Genomic DNA, 19,611 nt, shown 5'->3' with positions numbered 1-19,611 from the left:
ATAAACTCCATCTTTCTATAAATTTTTTTAGACTTATTCACAAAATCACATCCAGTGGATAATCCAATACACAGCATGTTAATAATTATCCACAAGTTAATCACAATCAGTGGATAACTTTTCACGAAGCTTAATTAAACACAGGAAAAATGTTAATAAATAAACGTAATAAATAGAGTCCTAGCAAAGTTTACAGGACTTATCCACACAATTATACTTATTAACATTATTTTCTGTCAAACCTATGTGGATATGTTGGTTTTATGTGTAAGAGTCTGTGTATCGTAACATATTTATCCACAGAATGTCACGTTTATATTGTGTATAAGTGGATAACTTTATTGAGAGATGACACTTAAAATGTACTTGCTTTATAAGGTTGAATTTGTTATATTTTAGTAGTTGCTTGAAATATGACTAAGATATTTATTAATTTAACTAAGCGAGGAGGAACTTTCAGCTAGTTCTGACCTCTCAACGACACCGTAGATTCATACGGAGCAGCTTGGCGGAAAGTCTGTAATATCTCAGTTATATGTAAATAGGCTGAAGATGCAGATCTTTTTCCAAGAAATCTCATTAATGTAAATGTGAGAAAGCGACTATAAATGAAAAGAAGAATCAATATGGAGGTGTTTTTACATGGTAAAACGTACTTATCAACCAAATAAACGTAAACACAGTAAAGTTCATGGTTTCAGAAAACGCATGAGCACTAAAAACGGACGTAAAGTATTAGCGCGTCGTCGTCGTAAAGGCCGTAAAGTTTTATCAGCATAAGATCACTGACCTATCAGTGGTCTTTTTTTTGCTTTAAATACTAAAAAGAAGGATAGGTTAGAACCTTTGAGGTGTGTTCCTTGAACTGCAGGTGAGCAGCAGGGTAGGGGAGTAAATAAGAATAAATTAAGTGAGTGATGGAAGTGGAAAAACCATACCGTATTAAGAAGAACAGCGATTTCCAAATGATTTATAGAAAAGGAAAATCCGTAGCAAATCGTCAGTTTGTTATTTATATGATGCCGGATAAGGGATTGACTCATTTCAAATTAGGTATTAGTGTTTCAAAGAAGTTGGGTAATGCGGTTACACGCAATCGTATTAAAAGGGCAATCAGAGAAAATTTCAAAGTACATAAAAATGATATATTGCCTAGAAATATAATCGTTATTGCGAGACATCCCGCTAAAAATATGACGACATTAGAAATTCAAAAAAGTTTAGAACATGTGTTGAAAATCGCAAAATTATTCAATAAGAGAATAAAGTAGACTAACCGAAGTCTTAGGTTAGACAAACGTAAGGCTAACTTAAAGAAATTCGAACACATATGTAGCAATTTACAATAAAAGTCTTTACAATTATAGAGTTAGAAAATTAAGCAGAGGAGGCGAAGCAGCATGATGGATTTAGATACGATTACAAGTATTTCTACTCCAATGGGTGAGGGCGCAATCGGAATCGTCAGACTTTCAGGTAAAGAAGCTGTCGAAATTACGGATAAATTATATAAAGGTAAGAAACCGTTAGCCGAGGTTGAATCTCATACTATTAATTATGGGCATATCGTAGATCCGGAAACGAATGAAGTAGTGGAAGAAGTTATGGTATCTGTGCTGCGGGCACCGAAAACATTCACCAGAGAAGATATTGTTGAAATTAACTGCCACGGCGGTATTTTAACTATCAACCATATTTTAGAATTGACGATGTCATATGGCGCAAGATTAGCTGAGCCTGGTGAATATACAAAACGTGCATTCTTGAATGGTAGAATTGACTTGTCTCAAGCTGAAGCAGTAATGGACTTTATTCGTTCTAAGACTGACCGGGCGTCTAAAGTTGCGATGAATCAAATTGAAGGCCGTTTAAGTGATATGATTAAACGTCAACGTCAATCTATCTTGGAAATCTTAGCTCAAGTTGAAGTGAATATTGATTACCCAGAATATGATGATGTGGAAGATGCGACGACTGAGTTCTTATTAAAGCAGTCTAAAGAAATTAAAGCAGATATTGAGAAGCTGTTAGCTACTGGAACTCAAGGTAAGATTATGCGAGAGGGATTATCTACAGTAATTGTAGGTAAACCGAACGTAGGTAAGTCTTCTATGCTTAATAATTTAATTCAAGATAACAAAGCGATTGTTACAGAAGTTGCTGGTACTACAAGGGATGTCTTAGAAGAATACGTCAATGTACGTGGTGTACCATTGCGTTTAGTAGATACGGCAGGTATTCGTGAAACTGAAGATATTGTAGAAAAAATCGGTGTAGAACGCTCACGCAAAGCATTAAGCGAAGCTGATTTAATCTTATTTGTACTTAACTATAACGAGTCGCTGACAGAAGAAGACCGTAAATTATATGAAGTGATTAAAAATGAAGACGCGATTATCATTGTGAATAAGACAGACCTCGAACAGCATTTAGATTTAGAGGAAGTTAAAGCAATGGTTGGTGATATGCCAGTGATTGAAACTTCTATGTTGAAGCAAGAAGGTATCGATCAATTAGAAGAACAAATTCGCGATTTATTCTTTGGCGGAGAAGTACAGAACCAAGATATGACTTATGTTTCTAATTCACGCCATATCTCATTGTTGAAACAAGCCAGAAATGCCATACAAGATGCAATAGATGCAGCTGAAGCGGGTGTGCCTATGGATATGGTACAAATTGACTTAACAAGAACTTGGCAAATATTAGGAGAAATTATCGGAGAAAGTGCAAGCGACGAATTGATTGATCAATTGTTCAGTCAGTTCTGTCTCGGAAAATAATAAGGAGGTCAAAAAATGAGTTTGGATTATGATGTAATTGTCATCGGTGCTGGACATGCAGGAATTGAAGCAGGTTTAGCTTCTGCAAGACGTGGCGCTAAAACTTTAATGCTGACAATTAATTTAGATAATGTTGGATTTATGCCATGTAACCCATCAGTAGGCGGACCAGCCAAAGGAATTGTAGTACGTGAAATTGATGCACTTGGCGGTCAAATGGCTAAAACAATAGATAGAACACATATTCAAATGCGTATGTTGAACACAGGTAAAGGTCCTGCTGTGCGTGCATTGAGAGCACAAGCTGATAAAGTGTTATACCAAAAAGAAATGAAACGCGTATTAGAAGATGAAGAGAACTTGCATCTGATGCAAGGTATGGTAGACGATTTAATCATTGAAGATGATGAAATTAAAGGTGTGCGTACGAATATCGGTACAGAATACCGCGCACAAGCAGTGGTTATTACTACTGGTACGTTCTTACGCGGAGAAATTATTTTAGGAAACTTGAAATATTCAAGCGGCCCTAACCATCAATTACCATCTGTTACTTTAGCAGATAACTTACGCGAACTTGGATTTGACATTGTACGTTTCAAAACTGGAACACCACCACGTGTGAATGCTAAAACGATTGATTACAGCAAAACAGAAATTCAACCAGGCGATGATGTAGGTCGTGCATTCAGCTTCGACACAACTGAATATATCTTAGATCAACTTCCATGCTGGTTGACTTATACGAATGCTAAAACACACCAAGTAATTGATGATAATTTACATTTATCTGCAATGTACTCAGGTATGATTAAAGGCACTGGTCCACGTTATTGCCCTTCTATTGAAGATAAATATGTACGTTTTAACGATAAACCACGTCATCAGTTATTCTTAGAACCTGAAGGCCGCGACACTAATGAAGTTTATGTCCAAGGCTTATCAACAAGCTTGCCTGAACATGTACAACGTGAAATGCTTCAAACTATAGAAGGTTTAGAAAAAGCAGATATGATGCGTGCAGGCTATGCCATTGAATATGACGCGATTGTACCGACTCAACTATGGCCGACATTAGAAACTAAGAAAATTAAAAACTTATATACGGCTGGTCAAATTAACGGTACTTCAGGTTATGAAGAAGCGGCTGGTCAAGGTATTATGGCTGGTATTAATGCTGCCGGCAGGGTGCTCGGAGAAAACGAAGTAGTCTTAAGTCGTTCAGATGCATATATCGGCGTACTGATTGATGACCTTGTTACTAAAGGTACAAACGAACCTTATCGTTTATTAACTTCACGTGCCGAATATCGCTTATTATTGCGTCATGACAATGCCGACTTACGTTTAACTGACTTAGGTCATGAAATTGGTTTGATTTCAGATGAACGTTACGCACGTTTCAATGCGAAACGAGATCAAATTGAAGCGGAAAAAGAACGCTTAGCTAACGTTCGTATTAAACCTAATGAGCATACACAAGAAGTCATTAAAGCTCATAACGGTTCACCACTTAAAGACGGCATCCTAGCAATTGAATTATTACGCCGTCCAGAAATGGATTATCAAGCCATTTTAGATATCTTAGAAGAAGAACACCAAATTTCTGCAGATGTGGAAGAACAAGTAGAAATTCAAACGAAATACGAAGGTTATATCAATAAATCATTGCAACAAGTTGAAAAAGTAAAACGTATGGAACAGAAAAAAATTCCGCATGATTTGGACTATAGTAAAATTGACAGCTTAGCAAGTGAAGCAAGAGAAAAATTAGCTGAAGTCAAACCATTGAATATTGCACAAGCTTCACGTATTTCAGGTGTTAATCCTGCTGATATTTCAATTTTACTTGTATATTTAGAACAAGGAAAACTTGAAAGGGTGAAATAGATGAGTGTTGAATGGCTGGCTGAGAAGCTTGAAGAACATGACATAACATTAAGTGATAAACAAAAACAGCAGTTTCAAACTTACTATGAAAAGCTTGTAGAGTGGAATGAAAAGATGAACTTAACAAGCATTACTGATGAAGAAGGCGTTTATTTAAAGCACTTTTATGACTCCATCACTGCAGCATTTTTCATGGACATGAATCAAGAATTGAGTATTTGTGATGTCGGCGCAGGTGCCGGCTTCCCAAGTATTCCTTTAAAAATTGTATTTCCGCAATTAAAAGTGACGATTGTAGATTCTTTAAATAAACGCATTCAATTCTTAAATCATCTTGCTGATGCTTTAGATTTGCACGGTGTCTGTTTTGTCCATGAACGTGCAGAGAATTTCGGCAACTTCAGAGGAGACAACCGGGAGTCTTATGACATTGTCACAGCGCGTGCTGTAGCGCGTCTTTCAGTCTTAAGCGAACTATGCTTGCCGTTAGTGAAGACAGGCGGTCATTTTATCGCGATGAAATCTGCTAAAGGTGAAGAAGAATTAGAGGAAGCTCGATTTGGTATTGGTGTGTTCGGTGGAAGAGTAGAAGCGGTTGAAACATTTGAATTACCTGGTGATGCAGGAGAACGTCAAATGATTATTATTGAAAAGCGTAGTAAAACACCCAAAAAATATCCACGTAAAGCGGGCACACCTAATAAATCTCCTTTACTAAAATAAAAATAAATATTACTATATAAGTATATTTAGAGGGAGAGAATGGACTATGAAGAAGCCTTTTTCTAAACTATTCGGTTTAACAAATAAAGATGAAGATCTCACAGGCTACACAGAAGAAGAACGTAAGAATAACGTTGAATCCATTCAAATAGAGCGCATTGTACCGAATCGTTATCAGCCAAGACAAGTTTTTGATCCAAATAAAATTAATGAACTTGCTGAATCAATTCAAGAACATGGACTGCTTCAACCCATCGTTGTGCGACCAATTGAAGAAGGTATGTTTGAAATCATTGCGGGCGAACGACGTTTTCGTGCATTAAATGCAAATCAGATGGCATATGCAGATGTTATTATTCGCGAAATGACAGATGAAGAAACTGCTGTCGTGGCACTGATTGAAAATATTCAACGTGAAAATTTATCAGCTGTTGAAGAAGCTGAAGCATATCAAAAGCTATTAGAACTTGGTGATACAACGCAAAGTGAATTAGCCCAAAGTGTCGGTAAAAGTCAAAGCTTTATTGCTAATAAGCTGCGTTTGTTGAAACTTGCACCTAAAGCGAAACAGAAACTTTCAGAAGGTAAGATCACTGAACGTCATGCGAGAGCATTACTCAGTTTGTCTTTTGAACAACAAGAAGAAATGGTTCAAACAATTGTGGATCAACATTTGAACGTGAAACAAACAGAAGCAAGAGTTAAGTCAATGGTTGGTCCTGAGAAAGTCAAAGCTCAGCCATTTCAGTTCGCTAAGGATTTAACGAACGCACGTGAAACACTTCAAAATAGTTTGGATAAAATAGAACAAAGCGGTATTCATGTGGAACAAAAAGAACGTGACCACGATGATTATTTAGAAATAAAAATTAAAGTTTATAAACGTTAAAAGTCATTCGCTATTAGGCGAGTGACTTTTTTATATTTATTTTAAAAAACTTAAACGGGGGTACACAATACGTCCACCCTTTTATATATAATGAAAGTGTATGTTAACAAATAATAAAAGGGGAGAAAAACAATCATGAAAATCAAACATCTATTTTCTGCTACAGCAGCACTCGCTATTTTATTAGCAGGATGCGGATCACAAGAGAAAGCAGACAACGATACTAAGCATGAAGAAAAGACTAAAAAAGATGATAATCAAAAAACTGAGAAAAAAGAATCAAACTCAAAATCTACATCAAGCTCAACTGGTACAAATCAAACTAATGATAATTCTGAATCGAAAAAAGAATCAAACTCAAATGTTAAACCTGTAAGCCAACTTACACCTCAAGAAAAGGTCGCTTTAGCATTATATGCACCTAAATCAGCTGAATTTACTGTTACTCCAAGTGAGTTATTGAATCATAGTTATGTTCAAAATGGAAATGGAGGAAATATTCAACGTACGATTCAACAATTAAAATTATCAAAAGTTGAAGATGTACCTCGGTATATTCCAAATGCACCTCAAAATATGACTTTTTATGATTCAAATGATTCTAAAGCGGCTTCAGTTGTTGTTATTGGTATCAGTGATACACAAGTATTGATTTCAGGCACACAAGGGATTAATCCGTATCAACAGCTAGTAAATATAGGTGGATTATATGATGTGAAAGATCTTTATAATCAATATAAAGACCGAAATTTCCAACAAGTAGCAAATCTTATTACCTTTAGAGAATCAGCTGAACCTGCACCAAAAGAGGATAATTCAAGCAGTGACAACGAAAGCAGTTCATCAGATTCTGGAGAAAAAGTAACTCGTGCTAATGTAATCGATAAAGTGGAAGACTACGAAGGTCACAAGTTAGATACGAGTACTTATACGTATAAAGAGCCTGAACAAAAGAGTGATGGAAGCTGGGGCTTCTCCTTTGTGGATAAGTCAGGTGATCTTGCGGGATCTTATATAGTACATTCAGATGGATCGGTAGAAAAATTTGATGCAAAAGGTCAACCTGAATAGGGGGACAACAAGAGATGAAATTAAAGTATTTGTTTGCCGCTTCTGCGACTTTAGCACTTTTGCTTTCAGGATGCGGACATGGCGATAATAAATCATCAGACAACAAAGAAGACACTCAACAAGAAACAAAGCATAAAGATGACAAAACTTCTGAAAAACAAACCAATAAAGAAGGATTTTCAGAAAAGAATAGTGGGAATGATAATTCCGAATCAGAAAAAACATCTGATAATTCTAGTAATACCAAAAGTTTTAATCAACTCACTAACAAAGATAAGATTGTACTCGCAATGTTTGCAGTGGGACATTCAAAGTATGCAGAAACAACCGTTTCTGCAGAAGAACTATTAAATCATAGTTATGAGAAATGGGATGGACTTGATAAGGCGCAAAAATCAATCCAACATATTAAATTCCAAAGAACATTTGATGGTCAAGTACCAGGACAGCCTTCTAATATGGATGTTTATGAGTCATATGAATCAAAAGGCAACTATCTTACGATGATGGCTATGACAGATTCGCAGATTATTATTATGCCTGAAAAAGGAACAAATACGTATCAACAATTACTAGATTACGGTGCGATTTATAATCTTAAAAATTTATATGAAAAATATATGGATAATCCAAACTTTTCAAAAGTGGCAAACATGACTTCGGTTAGTGAAACGCCTGAAGTAGGGACAAGTAGTAAGTCAGCTGCTAACTCGGATAGCGATACCAAACAAAGCACAAGTTCAAGCGGGACAGTGACGCGTGCTAACGTTATTGATAAAGTGGAAGACTACGAAGGGCACAAGCTAGATACGAACACTTATACGTATAAAGAACCGGAGCAATTAGAAGATGGCAAGTGGGGCTTCTCATTTGTTGATAAGTCTGGCAATCTTGCAGGTTCGTATATCGTTAATTCAGACGGTTCAGTAGAAAAATTTGATGCTAAAGGACAACCTGAATAATATTTATAAGACTCTGCAGCTAATGTGCTGTGGAGTTTTTATACATGTTACTCCTATAATTGATAAATGTCAGAATTTTTAGTACAATAAGAAACGTTAATTATATTAATCAGACTTATCAAGAGAAGCAGAGGGAATTGGCCCTATGAAGCTTCAGCAACAGAAGGTTATTAAGACTGACCTCACTGTGCTTCATCCAACAAGTACAACTTGAAAGATAGGTGCATATACATAGTGGGCTATATGTTGCTTATGCAGTGACATATAGCTTTTTTTGAAAAAAGTATGACGTATCTATCATTAATAAAAGGGGGACTAGGAATGGTGATGTCAAGAAGATTAGCGAAAATACCGGATAGTTATTTTGGAAAAACAATGGGAAGAAAAATTGAACATGGACCGCTTCCTCTCATCAACATGGCAGTAGGTATTCCAGATGGAGAAACACCCAAAGGAATTGTCGATGAATTTGCGAATGCTTTGCGTGTTCCTGAAAATCAGAAATATGGTGCGTTTCATGGAAAAGAGACGTTCAAACAAGCGATTGTCGATTTTTATCAACGTCAATACGGCGTTGAATTAGATAAAGATGATGAAGTATGTATCTTATACGGTACTAAAAACGGTCTGGTAGGCTTGCCGAATTGTATTGTAAATCCAGAAGATTATGTGCTACTGCCTGATCCTGGATATACAGATTATCTGGCAGGTGTTTTATTTGCAGATGCGCACCCCTATGCTTTAGAGTTGGATCCGCCGAATTACCAGCCAGATTGGGATAAAGTACCTGAAGATATCTTGAAACAAACGAAGCTCATCTATTTAACTTATCCGAATAACCCGACAGGTTCCACAGTGACCCAAGAAGTGTTTGATGAAGCGGTTCAAAAATTCAAAGGAACACAAACTAAAATCGTGCATGATTTTGCTTATGCAGCCTTTGGATTTGATCATAAGAACCCGAGTATCTTGCAGTCAAAAGATGGAAAAGAGGTAGCTATAGAAGTCTACTCTCTGTCTAAAGGTTATAATATGTCAGGCTATCGCGTCGGATTTGCGGTAGGGAATAAAGACGTTATACAAGCATTGAAAAAGTATCATACACATCACCATGCAGGTATGTTCGGTGCATTACAAGATGCTGCTACCTTTGCTTTAAATAATTATGATGATTTTTTAGAACAACAAAGCGAAGTGTTCAGAAAACGTCGAGACCGCTTTACTGCTATTTTAGATGAAGTTGCTATTCCATATGAACCTATGACAGGCGGTATTTTCTTATGGTTAAAGACACCTGAAGGTTATACTGGAGAACAATTTGTGGAATTTCTATTACAAGATCAGTCTATATTAGTTGCACCAGGTATCCCATTTGGTGATAATGGCAATCATTATGTACGTGTCTCCCTTGCATTAGACGATGAACAATTAGATGAAGCGGCGAAGCGGTTGAAATCACTTAGCACTATGTATAAAAAATAACTATAAATTAAGATCAAACAGAAACTACATTTTAGGCGGTTTAGCCACATATTATAATTGTAAGAAGTTATAAAAGGTGCTATTATATAGGTGTAATAAAAAACACTCAGGCATCCTGGTAAAGAAGACTGAGTGTAAAAATGTTAGGCGTATGGTCTGAGCCATATTCTACCTTAGGCTTATTGAAATAGTCGATTATGTTCTCAGCATAATCGGCTATTATTTATTGTGTTTTTTTAACAACAAATAAGCAGTAACTGTTAAAGTTACTGTGTAAATCACTTTGAAAGTTATAAGCAACTCTACTTGTAAATTCACAACTATGTTCATAGGATCACCTCAGATCTACCACAGGCGTTTAGTTAAGCCCTTGAGGTAGAACATAGGCACCAACAAGCACGAACATTTTTATGGAAAAATTATACCACATTTTAAAAGGCAGAGTAACACTTTATATTTTTATTGTTGATTAAAAATATATTTGTATGGATGATAGAACTAAAACGAAAGATTAGAGTTCTTTTGTTTTTGGATTCATATAAAAATATATTTTTTGCAACCAAAATAAGCGGGTGGTATTATATGAGTATAATAGATTGATTTGTATATTAATATTTTAATAAGTATATGGAATCATCTTATCTTATTGAAATAGTCGATTATGTTGCGAGCAAAATCAGCTATTTTCATGTCTTTCTTTGACAATAAATAAGCAGCGACTGTTAAAATCACTGTGCAAACTACTTTGAAAGTTACAAAAGCACAACGAAAAAAATGAGAGGCGAGACAACGAAAGTTGTTTCATCACTCATTTTTTTACTACATATAAATTTTAGAAATAATCTTCAAAAAAAATAGAACACTGGATATCAGGCTTCAACACTCACGGGGTGGTGGGAGGTGCTGCTTGATATCCAGTGTCTTCTTTTTATAATTAGTAAAAGGAGTTATGTTATTGCCGTTTATCGGGAAATGGCAATAAAATGAATTTCAGTATACATCCCTATCGGGTGAAGATGCATACCAGATAATGAAAAGATGTTCTTAATCGGGTTTAAGAACAGTGGCGATTCATGCCCCAATTCCTGTGGACCCAGGGCATGTAGCCAACATATTAAGTTCACTCATAATGGCTGCATATAATGGATGATCGCGTGTCCATTATTGCTTATCTGGAGTGATCGCAAATGCTCGGACAGGGAATCCGGGAGCATCTGCGGGTTTAGGGCTGATTGTATAAATTACCGCACCTCTTTCAGGGAGTTGATCAAGGTTTGTTAATAGTTCAATTTGGAAAGTATCTTGTCCTAAGACATACCGTTCGCCGATTAAGTCGCCGTGTTTCGCTACATCAACAGATGCATCAGTATCAAATGTCTCATGACCTATGGATGTCACACCACGTTCTTCAAGTAAGAATTGTAATGCATCTAATGCCCATCCTGGAGAGTGAGGATTGCCTTCAGCATCTTTATTCTCGAATTGTTCAACGTTCGGCCAACGTTTCGACCAGTCACTGCGGAACACAACGAATGAATCAGGTTCGATACGGCCATGTGCCTCTTCCCAGTTCAATAAATCTTCACGTGTAAGACGGAAATCAGGATTTTCGGCTACTTCTTTAGAATAGTCGAGCACGATGAGGGGCAATACTAATTCTTTTAAATCGAGCTCGTGCAAATAGCGTTTATGTTCTACAAAGTGGATAGGAGCATCAATATGTGTGCCATATTGCGTCGCAACACTCCATCTTTGTACGAAAAATCCATCTTCAGGTACTGTACTGATTGTATCGATATATGCTTCTTCTAAAGCGCTGAAATGTGGACTCTTTGAATCAAATGTATGTGTCAAATCGACCCATTTATTTTCTTTCAAAGTTTTCAGCTGATCCCATAAAGGATAACTCATGATAAACACCTCGCTGCAACTGCATTGTTGTTATTAAAAAAATAGTAATACTTTACATTGAGTTGGCAACATGATTAGGGGAAGGAGAGGCCTAATCATGTATTACCAGTTCAATATCTATTGATTTATGCTGTTTCTTGACCTTGTTCTTGACGTAATTTTTTAACTGCTGATACTAAGACAGATAATGCTTCTTTTACTTGATCTTCGTTACGTGTTTTCAAGCCGCAGTCTGGGTTAACCCAGAATAATGAACGGTCGATTTCTTGTAATCCGCGATTGATAGCTACTGTAATTTCTTCTTCAGTCGGGATACGTGGACTGTGAATATCATACACACCTAATCCGATACCTAAATCATACGTAATATCCTCGAAGTCTTTAATTAATGCACCATGGCTGCGAGATGTTTCGATTGAGATAACATCTGCATCTAAATCGTGGATAGTATGGATGATTTCGCCGAATTGAGAATAACACATATGCGTATGGATTTGCGTAGCATCCGCCACAGAAGATGTAGCTAAGCGGAATGAGCGCAACGCTTGTTTCAAGTACTCTTCATGGTATTCTTTGCGAAGCGGTAAGCCTTCGCGCAATGCTGGTTCGTCTACTTGGATAATTTTTATGCCAGCGTCTTCTAATGCTAATACTTCTTCATTGATAGCTAAAGCGATTTGATCTTGAACTTCTTGGCGTGGAATATCTACGCGTTCGAATGACCAGTTCAAGATGGTAACTGGACCTGTCAGCATTCCTTTTACAGGGTGGTCTGTTAAACTTTGTGCGTATGCTGTTTCTTCTACTGTAATTGGTTTAGTCCATTTAACGTCTCCGTAGATTACTGGCGGCTTAACGGCACGAGAACCGTAAGATTGTACCCATCCGAATTTAGTAACTAAGAAACCTTGCAGTCTTTCACCGAAGAATTCAACCATGTCGTTACGTTCGAATTCACCGTGTACAAATACATCTAAACCGATATCTTCTTGGATTTGAATCCAACGTGCGATTTCATCACGCAAGAATTGATTATATTCTTCATCGCTGATGCGGTGGTTTTTCCAATCTGCACGTTTCTTACGTACTTCTTTAGTTTGTGGGAATGAACCGATTGTTGTTGTCGGCAGCTCTGGTAATTTCAAGCGTGCATCTTGTACTCTTTTACGTTCAGGGAAAGCTGATTCACGGTTGGTACGTACGCTGTCGAAATCGTATTCAAGATTTTTGAATGCTTGGTTTTGGAAGCGTTCGTATTGTGCTTTCAATTGATCGTATTTTTCTGTATCTCCATTATTGATAAGACGTTTTAAGGCATCTAACTCGTCTAATTTTTCAGTAGCGAAGCTTAAACCTTCTTCAATCGTTTCATCTAGTACTTCGTCATCTAAAGAAACTGGAACATGGAGTAAAGAAGAAGACGGTTGGATGACTAACTCGTCTGTATATTGTTGTAATTCTTCGATTAAATCTTTCTTCGCTTCGATGTCTGCAGCCCATACATTACGGCCGTCAATAATACCTGCGTACAAGGCTTTGTCTTTAGATAATTTGCCGTCTCTGATTTGTTGTAAGTTAACGCCGCGATCATGTACGAAGTCTAAGCCTAAACCTTTAACGGGTAAGCTGTTCACAAATTCTAAATCTACATGTTCGAAGTAAGTTTGAATGACTAATTTATCGCTTAAACCTGCTTTATCAAAGTAATCGTAGACATGGCGTGTGATATCTTCTAATTCTTTAGCGTTGTCTGTGACTAATACAGGTTCATCAATTTGGATATATTCAGCACCTGCATCTACTAATGATTGTAAAACTTCTTTGTAAAGTGGCAATAATGTTTCTACTTTTTCCTCAAATGATTGTTCGCCGCCACGTGATAATTGTACGAATGACACTGGTCCTAAGAGAACTGGGTGTGCCGGTACATTTAATTGTTGTGCGAATTGGAATCTTTCAAGTAAAACATTACGATTTAATTTAGGTTCTGCATGGTCCCATTCAGGCACGATGTAGTGATAGTTAGTGTTGAACCATTTAATTAGGGCGCTAGCGACATTATCTTTCGTACCGCGAGCGATATCAAATAATAAATCGTCGTTGACTTCTTGACCTTGGAAACGTTCTGGGATGATGTTGAATAATAATGATGTATCAAGTACGTGATCGTATAATGAGAAATCTCCGACTGGTACGCTATCAATGTTATAGTTCTTTTGTAAGAGTAAATTTTCTTTATGCAAATCGTTAAGTGTTTCTGTTAATTCATCATAATTTGTTTTGCCTGCCCAATAACTTTCGATGGCTTTCTTCCATTCTCTTTTACGTCCTAAACGTGGGAATCCGATATTAGCTGTTTTAATTGTCATATTATTGCCTCCTGGTTACTTTCAGTTTTAGATTTAAAATAAGTTGCAAGTTCTAATGAATAATCGACTTGTTCAAATGGGGTGATGAGGTATAAACCGTTAAAGTGTTTGGTTACTTCATCTACTAGCTCTCTGCAAATTTTCAAGCTGAGTTCTTTTGTTTTTTGCTTATCATGTTGAACCGCTTCGAATTGTTCTAGTATTTCTTCAGGTAAGGTAATGCCTGGTACTTCATTGTGTAAAAATTGTGCGTTTCTGTAACTGGTAATCGGCATAATACCGATGAAGAAAGGGGCATCTAAATGTGCTGTCTTTTCAGCAATTTCTTGAATCCTTTCTACCGTGTATACAGGCTGTGTAATAAAATAATTCATTCCGCTGTCGACTTTCTTATCCAAACGTCGTACGGCTGCTTCCATCTTGCGGACATTCGGGTTGAAGGCTCCTGCAATGTTGAAGTTGGTAGTCGTTTTCAAAGCGCCTCCGTCGATGTTCAAGCCTTGGTTGAACCGAACAGCTAATTCTGTTAATCCTTTAGAGTTCACATCGTATACATTAGTAGCACCTGGCAGGTGACCTACCTTTGAAGGATCACCGGTAATAGCCAGAATTTCATTGATGCCTAACAGTGATAAACCTAATAAGTGGGATTGCAGCCCAATTAAGTTTCTGTCTCGGCAAGTGATGTGTACTAAAGGTTCAATATTATAGTTTTGTTTAATAATGCTGGCTGCAGCAATATTGCTGACCCGTACTGTTGCTAATGAGTTGTCGGCTAAGGTAATCGCATCCACTTTCGCTTTATCAAGTTTCGTCACATTAGCAAAGAATTTCGTAGTATCTAAATGTTTCGGTGTATCAAGTTCTACAATGACGGTAGGACCTGCTTTCACTTTCGTTGTCAGGTTGTCTTTTTGAACCGGAATGGAAGGGTGATTGCTCTTGCGTCTGATAGGAATCACTTTCTTCTCATTAATCGGTTTTAATCCTTCTACCGCTTCTTTAATGTAATGAATATGTTCAGGTGTAGTACCGCAACAACCGCCGATCAAGTGCACGCCTTCTTTGACGAGTGACTTTGCAACTTTACCGAAATAAGTAGCGTTGTCGCTATATTTGATTGACGAATTTTCAAAGTCTAGCAAACTTGCATTCGGATAGCACGATAATAAGGCATGTTGCGGAAGTTCGATATGGGTAAAGGATTGCTGCATATGATGTGGACCATGATGACAATTCAATCCGATTACATCTGCGCCTTCCGCTTCTACTTGTTTCAAGGCTTCATTAATTTCAGTGCCGTCTTGTAAGTAATTCGTGTTGGAAGCGGTAAGTTGTGCGATAACTGGGATATCGTACTTTTTCTTGGTCGCCCTGATGACTTGCAAGAGTTCATTTAAATCATAATAGGTTTCAAATAGCAGGGCATCTACCCCTTCATCGATTAAAGTTTCGATTTGGATATCTGTGTGATAAAGAATGGTAGATAAAGATAATTCATTTTGCTGCACACCTTTAAATCCACCTACAGTACCTAGAATGAAAGTATCTTCGTCAGCGGCTTTCTTCGCAATTCTGACGCCAGCACGAGTGATATCTTTCACTCGATGTTCCAAGCCGAATGTTTGGAGTTTCTCAAAATTAGCACCATACGTATTGGTTTGGATGACATCTGCGCCTGCTTGAATGTATGAACGATGAATCCGTTCGATTTTATGCGGGTGTGTCAGGTTATAAGCTTCGGGACAAGTATCGATCCCTTCGGAGTAAAGAATCGTTCCTATTGCACCGTCAGCTACTAAGACGTTCTCTTTCAAAGTTTGTAGAAATCGGTTCATAGTATGCTTCCTCCAATGCTGCTTCAAAATCTGCAATCAATTCGTCAGGGTCTTCTAATCCAACACTTAATCTTAATAAATCGAAAGTAATGCCTCGTTCATTGCGTACATCTTCAGGAACTGAAGCGTGAGACATTGTAGCTGGATGAGAAACAATTGTTTGAATACCGCCTAAGCTGACTGCAATTTGAGGTATTTTCAGAGCCTTTGCGAATTCGGGCACTTTGTTAGGATCGCTTAAACGGAAACTTAAAACAGCGCCGCCATTTTCAGCTTGTTTTTGATTGATTTCATCATTTCCTGGGTAATAAACTTCAGTAATTTCTGGACGAGATTTTAAGAATTCAACAATTTTTTGAGTATTGTGTACGGATTGATTCCAACGTACATGCAATGTTTTAAGATGTTTTGTCAGCGTCCAGCTATCTTGTGCTGATAATCCGCTGCCTAACGTATTTTGAATAAATCTTAATTGTTCTGCGACTTCCGCATTGTTCGTTACCACGATACCTGCGATTAAATCGCTATGACCGCTTAAGAATTTAGTAGCACTGTGACTGACAATATCAGCGCCTAATTCTAAAGGTTTCTGTGATAATGGTGTTAAGAAAGTGTTGTCTACTGAAAGCAGCAAGTTGTGCGCTTTCGCTACATCTGCGATTGCTTGGATGTCTGTCACTTTAAATAATGGATTAGATGGTGTTTCAATATGGATTAATTTCGTATTATCTTTAATCGCTTTCTCTACTTCTGCAGGATTAGTAGTATCGACTGTAGTTACTTCGATATTCAATCCTGGCAAGAATTGTGTACATAAGCGATAAGTACCGCCGTAAACATCATTTGGAATAATGAGATGATCTCCGCTTTCGAGTAAAAAGAAAACTGCTGAAATTGCGCCAATGCCTGAATTGTAGGCGATGCCGTAATCTGCACCTTCAAGCGCTGCAACCTTTTCTTCTAATACTTCACGATTCGGATGACCTGATCTGGCGTAATCGTAAGCAACTTCTGAACCGATTAATTCTGTCGGAAAAGTTGATGAATCGTATAATGGCGGATTGGCTGCTAAGATATGCGGGAATTGGTGGTGCTTGATTAAATTTGTTTCTGATGATAGTGACATAGAATAAACACTCCTTTAGTTATTGAGATTGCTTTTGGCTGCGGAAGTTCTGGAACTAAGGAGGAAAGCTGACCACGAAAAAAAGCTTCCGTCCTTTAAACCCGAACTGAATCGGATGTAAAGGACGAAAGCTTGAGCTTCGCGGTACCACCTTAATTCGCTGCTTTATTGCTAAAGCAACCTCTTCCAGTACGCTAAATCTGTTGATGGCTCTGATACTGAATGAAGGCCCGCTATTATTGAAAATAACGTTTCGTTATCCAGTACGCCATTGTGCAAAAATGTTAATACTGTAGCGCTGTAACGGGCGCCCCCGTTGATGCCTCATATCGACACCACCACTCCAAGGCCATTTTCAAACTTTCTTTCTGCGCCTCCTTTCAGCAATTGGAGGCTCTCTGTGTCAGCAGTGTAAGTTCTACTTTCCTTATTATCGTGTTTAGGAACGGTATTCAATTGTCTTTCTTTGTGTAAAATGTTTTGTTTTTTGTTGATGACCACATTGTATATTGCTCTATATAGATTTGTCAACAGAATTTTCAGAATTATTTGTTAAAGAAATTTTGCAACATAACTCAAACCCTACAGCTTCAAGGGATTGAAGGAATCAAAATTTTTTGAATTTTTTATTTCGATTCTTCTCTCCAAAGCTTTCTTTTCCAAGTGAAAAAGAAAAATTGCTTTATTGCGAACGGTATTTTTCATACAATAGGAGAGGAGTATCAATGTGAAAGGTGGGCTGCGATGTGTCTGATGAAATGCATGATTCGCAAGCACAAGTTGAAGAGGTAAGTTTGGATCAGATTCGACCTAATCCGTATCAGCCGCGCAAGCATTTTGAAGCTGCTAAATTAGAGGACTTGGCTGCGTCTATTCGTGAGCATGGGGTCTTGCAGCCGATTATTCTGCGGAAAACAGTACGTGGTTATCACATCGTAGTGGGCGAGCGGCGTTTTCGTGCTTCTCAAAAGGCTGGGAAGACGCATATTCCGGCGATTGTGAAGGAAATGACGGAAGCGGAGATGATGGAGCTTGCGATTATCGAGAATTTGCAGCGTGAAGATTTGAATGCGGTGGAGGAAGCGGAAAGTTACCGTAAACTCATGGATGATTTGAAGCTGACGCAAAAGGAAGTAGCAACCAGATTAGGGAAATCGCGGCCTTACATCGCAAACATGCTGCGCTTATTGAATTTACCGTCGGCGATTACCGAATACATTAAAGCGGGCAAACTGTCCGGTGCGCATGGTCGAACTTTATTAGTGCTGAAGGATGAGCCGACGATGAAACGTACCGCGAAACAAGCCATTCGCGAAGCATGGAGTGTGCGCTATTTGGAGAAGTACGTCAGTGAATTGACTTCTGAGGAAAAGAAACCGTCTAAAGAGGAGCCGTCTCCTAAAAAGCCGCGCCTGATTCAAAGAGAAGAACGGCGCTTGAAAGAGCGTTATGGAACCAATGTCGCAATTACGACAAAACGCAATAAAGGACAGATTACCTTTGAATTTACTTCTGAGGAAGAATTCTTACGCTTAATAGAAGCTTTCAATAGTGAATCGTAAGAAATTGAGCGCAATTCATGGTAAAATATATATTTGATGTAAAAAAAGAATATTAAAAACATCTTGCAGTAAGACAGGAGGAAAACGGCTTGAACACGTTTTGGAATACTTTAAACGGGGTCTTCAATTCATTAATTGAACCTTTTACGAAGTCTGAAACCTATGCAGAACTCTTAAATAGGCTCATCATGATCCTGATTTATATTATTGTCGCGATCATTGTTATTAAAGTCTTGAATAAATCAATTGAACAATTTTTCAAATTACAAAATCGTACGAGTCATGGCAGAAAGCGTTCGATCACACTGACTGCTTTGGTCAAAAATGTCGTTCGTTATGTGGTCTGGTTTATCGTACTGACGACAATTTTAGGTAAATTCGGTATTAGTGTCTCGGGTCTCTTAGCTGGGGCTGGAGTTGTCGGTCTGGCAATTGGCTTTGGTGCACAGACAATTGTTAAAGATATTATTACAGGTTTCTTTATTATCTTCGAAAATCAATTTGATGTCGGAGATTATGTTAAAATCAATATGAACGGAACTCCGATTACAGAGGGAACAGTTCAGTCTATTGGTCTGCGTTCGACACGTATTCATGCTTATACTGGCGAGCTTACAGTTTTGCCGAATAGTGTGATGTCTGAGATTACCAACTTTTCAGTCTCAAACGCAAAAGCCTTGGTTGAAGTACCGATTGCAATGGATGAAGATGTGGATAAAGTTGAACAGAAATTAAATGATTTCTTAGCTACTTTACACTCAAGTTATTATATTTTTGTGTCGAAGCCTGAAATTCTGGGGATTGAGGATTTAACAGGAAATGCTTATATTCTTAAAGTAGCGGCTGAAACGACACCGAATAATGCAGTGCCAGGTTCACGTATTTTGCGTAAAGAGATTGCAAACTTCTTGAATAAAGAAGGAATCAAATCTCCTACACCAGTTATGATGCAATATAACGGTCAATTCGGGCAAAGTGACAATTCATAATGATGGAGGATTGTGT

General features: G+C 37.7%; 15 protein-coding genes, 1 riboswitch and 1 other annotated feature. Of the genes, 11 read left to right on the top strand and 4 right to left on the bottom strand.

What is annotated here, in order from left to right:
• The first annotated feature begins 642 nt into the window (after positions 1-642).
• From rpmH to CKV71_RS12250, 9 genes are all read left to right on the top strand, one after another.
• On the top strand, positions 643-780 hold the full coding sequence (rpmH, locus tag CKV71_RS12290; RefSeq protein ID WP_000240855.1) for a 50S ribosomal protein L34: 138 nt from the start codon (positions 643-645) through the stop codon (positions 778-780).
• Between the two features lie 137 nt (positions 781-917).
• Positions 918-1,271 (top strand): ribonuclease P protein component, encoded by a 354-nt coding sequence (rnpA, locus tag CKV71_RS12285; RefSeq protein WP_167376398.1) that lies wholly within the window; start codon positions 918-920, stop codon positions 1,269-1,271.
• 132 nt (positions 1,272-1,403) lie between these two features.
• A complete protein-coding gene (mnmE, locus tag CKV71_RS12280; RefSeq protein WP_167376397.1) occupies positions 1,404-2,783 on the top strand; it encodes a tRNA uridine-5-carboxymethylaminomethyl(34) synthesis GTPase MnmE in 1,380 nt (459 codons plus the stop codon).
• A 15-nt stretch (positions 2,784-2,798) separates the two neighbouring features.
• Complete coding sequence (gene mnmG / locus CKV71_RS12275; RefSeq protein ID WP_095107159.1) at positions 2,799-4,673, top strand: tRNA uridine-5-carboxymethylaminomethyl(34) synthesis enzyme MnmG; 1,875 nt, start codon at positions 2,799-2,801, stop codon at positions 4,671-4,673.
• Positions 4,674-5,396, top strand: coding sequence for a 16S rRNA (guanine(527)-N(7))-methyltransferase RsmG (gene rsmG / locus CKV71_RS12270; protein ID WP_095107157.1), 723 nt, complete (start codon positions 4,674-4,676; stop codon positions 5,394-5,396). It begins immediately after the preceding gene.
• A gap of 46 nt (positions 5,397-5,442) precedes the next feature.
• Positions 5,443-6,285, top strand: a complete 843-nt coding sequence (gene noc, locus CKV71_RS12265) for a nucleoid occlusion protein (RefSeq protein ID WP_095107155.1) — start codon at positions 5,443-5,445, stop codon at positions 6,283-6,285.
• A 135-nt stretch (positions 6,286-6,420) separates the two neighbouring features.
• Entirely contained in the window at positions 6,421-7,356 is a 936-nt protein-coding gene (locus CKV71_RS12260; RefSeq protein WP_095107153.1) for a hypothetical protein, read from the top strand.
• 14 nt (positions 7,357-7,370) lie between these two features.
• Positions 7,371-8,318: a hypothetical protein gene (locus CKV71_RS12595; protein ID WP_095107151.1), complete on the top strand. Its 948-nt coding sequence runs from the start codon at positions 7,371-7,373 to the stop codon at positions 8,316-8,318.
• A gap of 112 nt (positions 8,319-8,430) precedes the next feature.
• Positions 8,431-8,542, top strand: a riboswitch (SAM riboswitch).
• A gap of 97 nt (positions 8,543-8,639) precedes the next feature.
• On the top strand, positions 8,640-9,800 hold the full coding sequence (locus CKV71_RS12250; RefSeq protein ID WP_095107149.1) for an aminotransferase class I/II-fold pyridoxal phosphate-dependent enzyme: 1,161 nt from the start codon (positions 8,640-8,642) through the stop codon (positions 9,798-9,800).
• A gap of 1,161 nt (positions 9,801-10,961) precedes the next feature.
• On the opposite strand, the gene CKV71_RS12245 is transcribed toward CKV71_RS12250, so the two are convergent.
• The 4 genes from CKV71_RS12245 to CKV71_RS12230 form a co-directional block, all read right to left on the bottom strand.
• The gene (locus CKV71_RS12245) at positions 10,962-11,714 is read right to left on the bottom strand and encodes a cyclase family protein (RefSeq protein ID WP_095107351.1); all 753 of its coding nucleotides are present in this window, start codon (positions 11,712-11,714) and stop codon (positions 10,962-10,964) included.
• 122 nt (positions 11,715-11,836) lie between these two features.
• Entirely contained in the window at positions 11,837-14,080 is a 2,244-nt protein-coding gene (gene metE, locus CKV71_RS12240) for a 5-methyltetrahydropteroyltriglutamate--homocysteine S-methyltransferase (RefSeq protein WP_095107147.1), read from the bottom strand.
• Positions 14,077-15,918 carry a bifunctional homocysteine S-methyltransferase/methylenetetrahydrofolate reductase gene (locus tag CKV71_RS12235; RefSeq protein WP_095107145.1) on the bottom strand — a complete coding sequence of 614 codons (1,842 nt, stop codon included), beginning with the start codon at positions 15,916-15,918 and terminating at the stop codon, positions 14,077-14,079. Before CKV71_RS12235 ends, metE begins: the two co-directional genes overlap by 4 nt.
• Positions 15,872-17,044, bottom strand: coding sequence for a trans-sulfuration enzyme family protein (locus CKV71_RS12230; RefSeq protein ID WP_095107143.1), 1,173 nt, complete (start codon positions 17,042-17,044; stop codon positions 15,872-15,874). Before CKV71_RS12230 ends, CKV71_RS12235 begins: the two co-directional genes overlap by 47 nt.
• A 117-nt stretch (positions 17,045-17,161) precedes the next feature.
• Positions 17,162-17,487: a binding site (T-box leader), on the bottom strand.
• 315 nt (positions 17,488-17,802) lie between these two features.
• Between CKV71_RS12230 and CKV71_RS12225 the strand changes: the two genes are divergently transcribed.
• Together CKV71_RS12225 and CKV71_RS12220 are read left to right on the top strand one after the other, a co-directional pair.
• Positions 17,803-18,606: a ParB/RepB/Spo0J family partition protein gene (locus CKV71_RS12225; RefSeq protein WP_095107350.1), complete on the top strand. Its 804-nt coding sequence runs from the start codon at positions 17,803-17,805 to the stop codon at positions 18,604-18,606.
• A gap of 89 nt (positions 18,607-18,695) precedes the next feature.
• Entirely contained in the window at positions 18,696-19,595 is a 900-nt protein-coding gene (locus tag CKV71_RS12220) for a mechanosensitive ion channel family protein (RefSeq protein WP_095107141.1), read from the top strand.
• The last annotated feature ends 16 nt before the right edge of the window (positions 19,596-19,611 follow it).

The organism is Staphylococcus piscifermentans, from assembly GCF_900186985.1.
GTDB lineage: Bacteria > Bacillota > Bacilli > Staphylococcales > Staphylococcaceae > Staphylococcus > Staphylococcus piscifermentans.
This window is presented reverse-complemented; position numbering and strand designations above follow the sequence as displayed.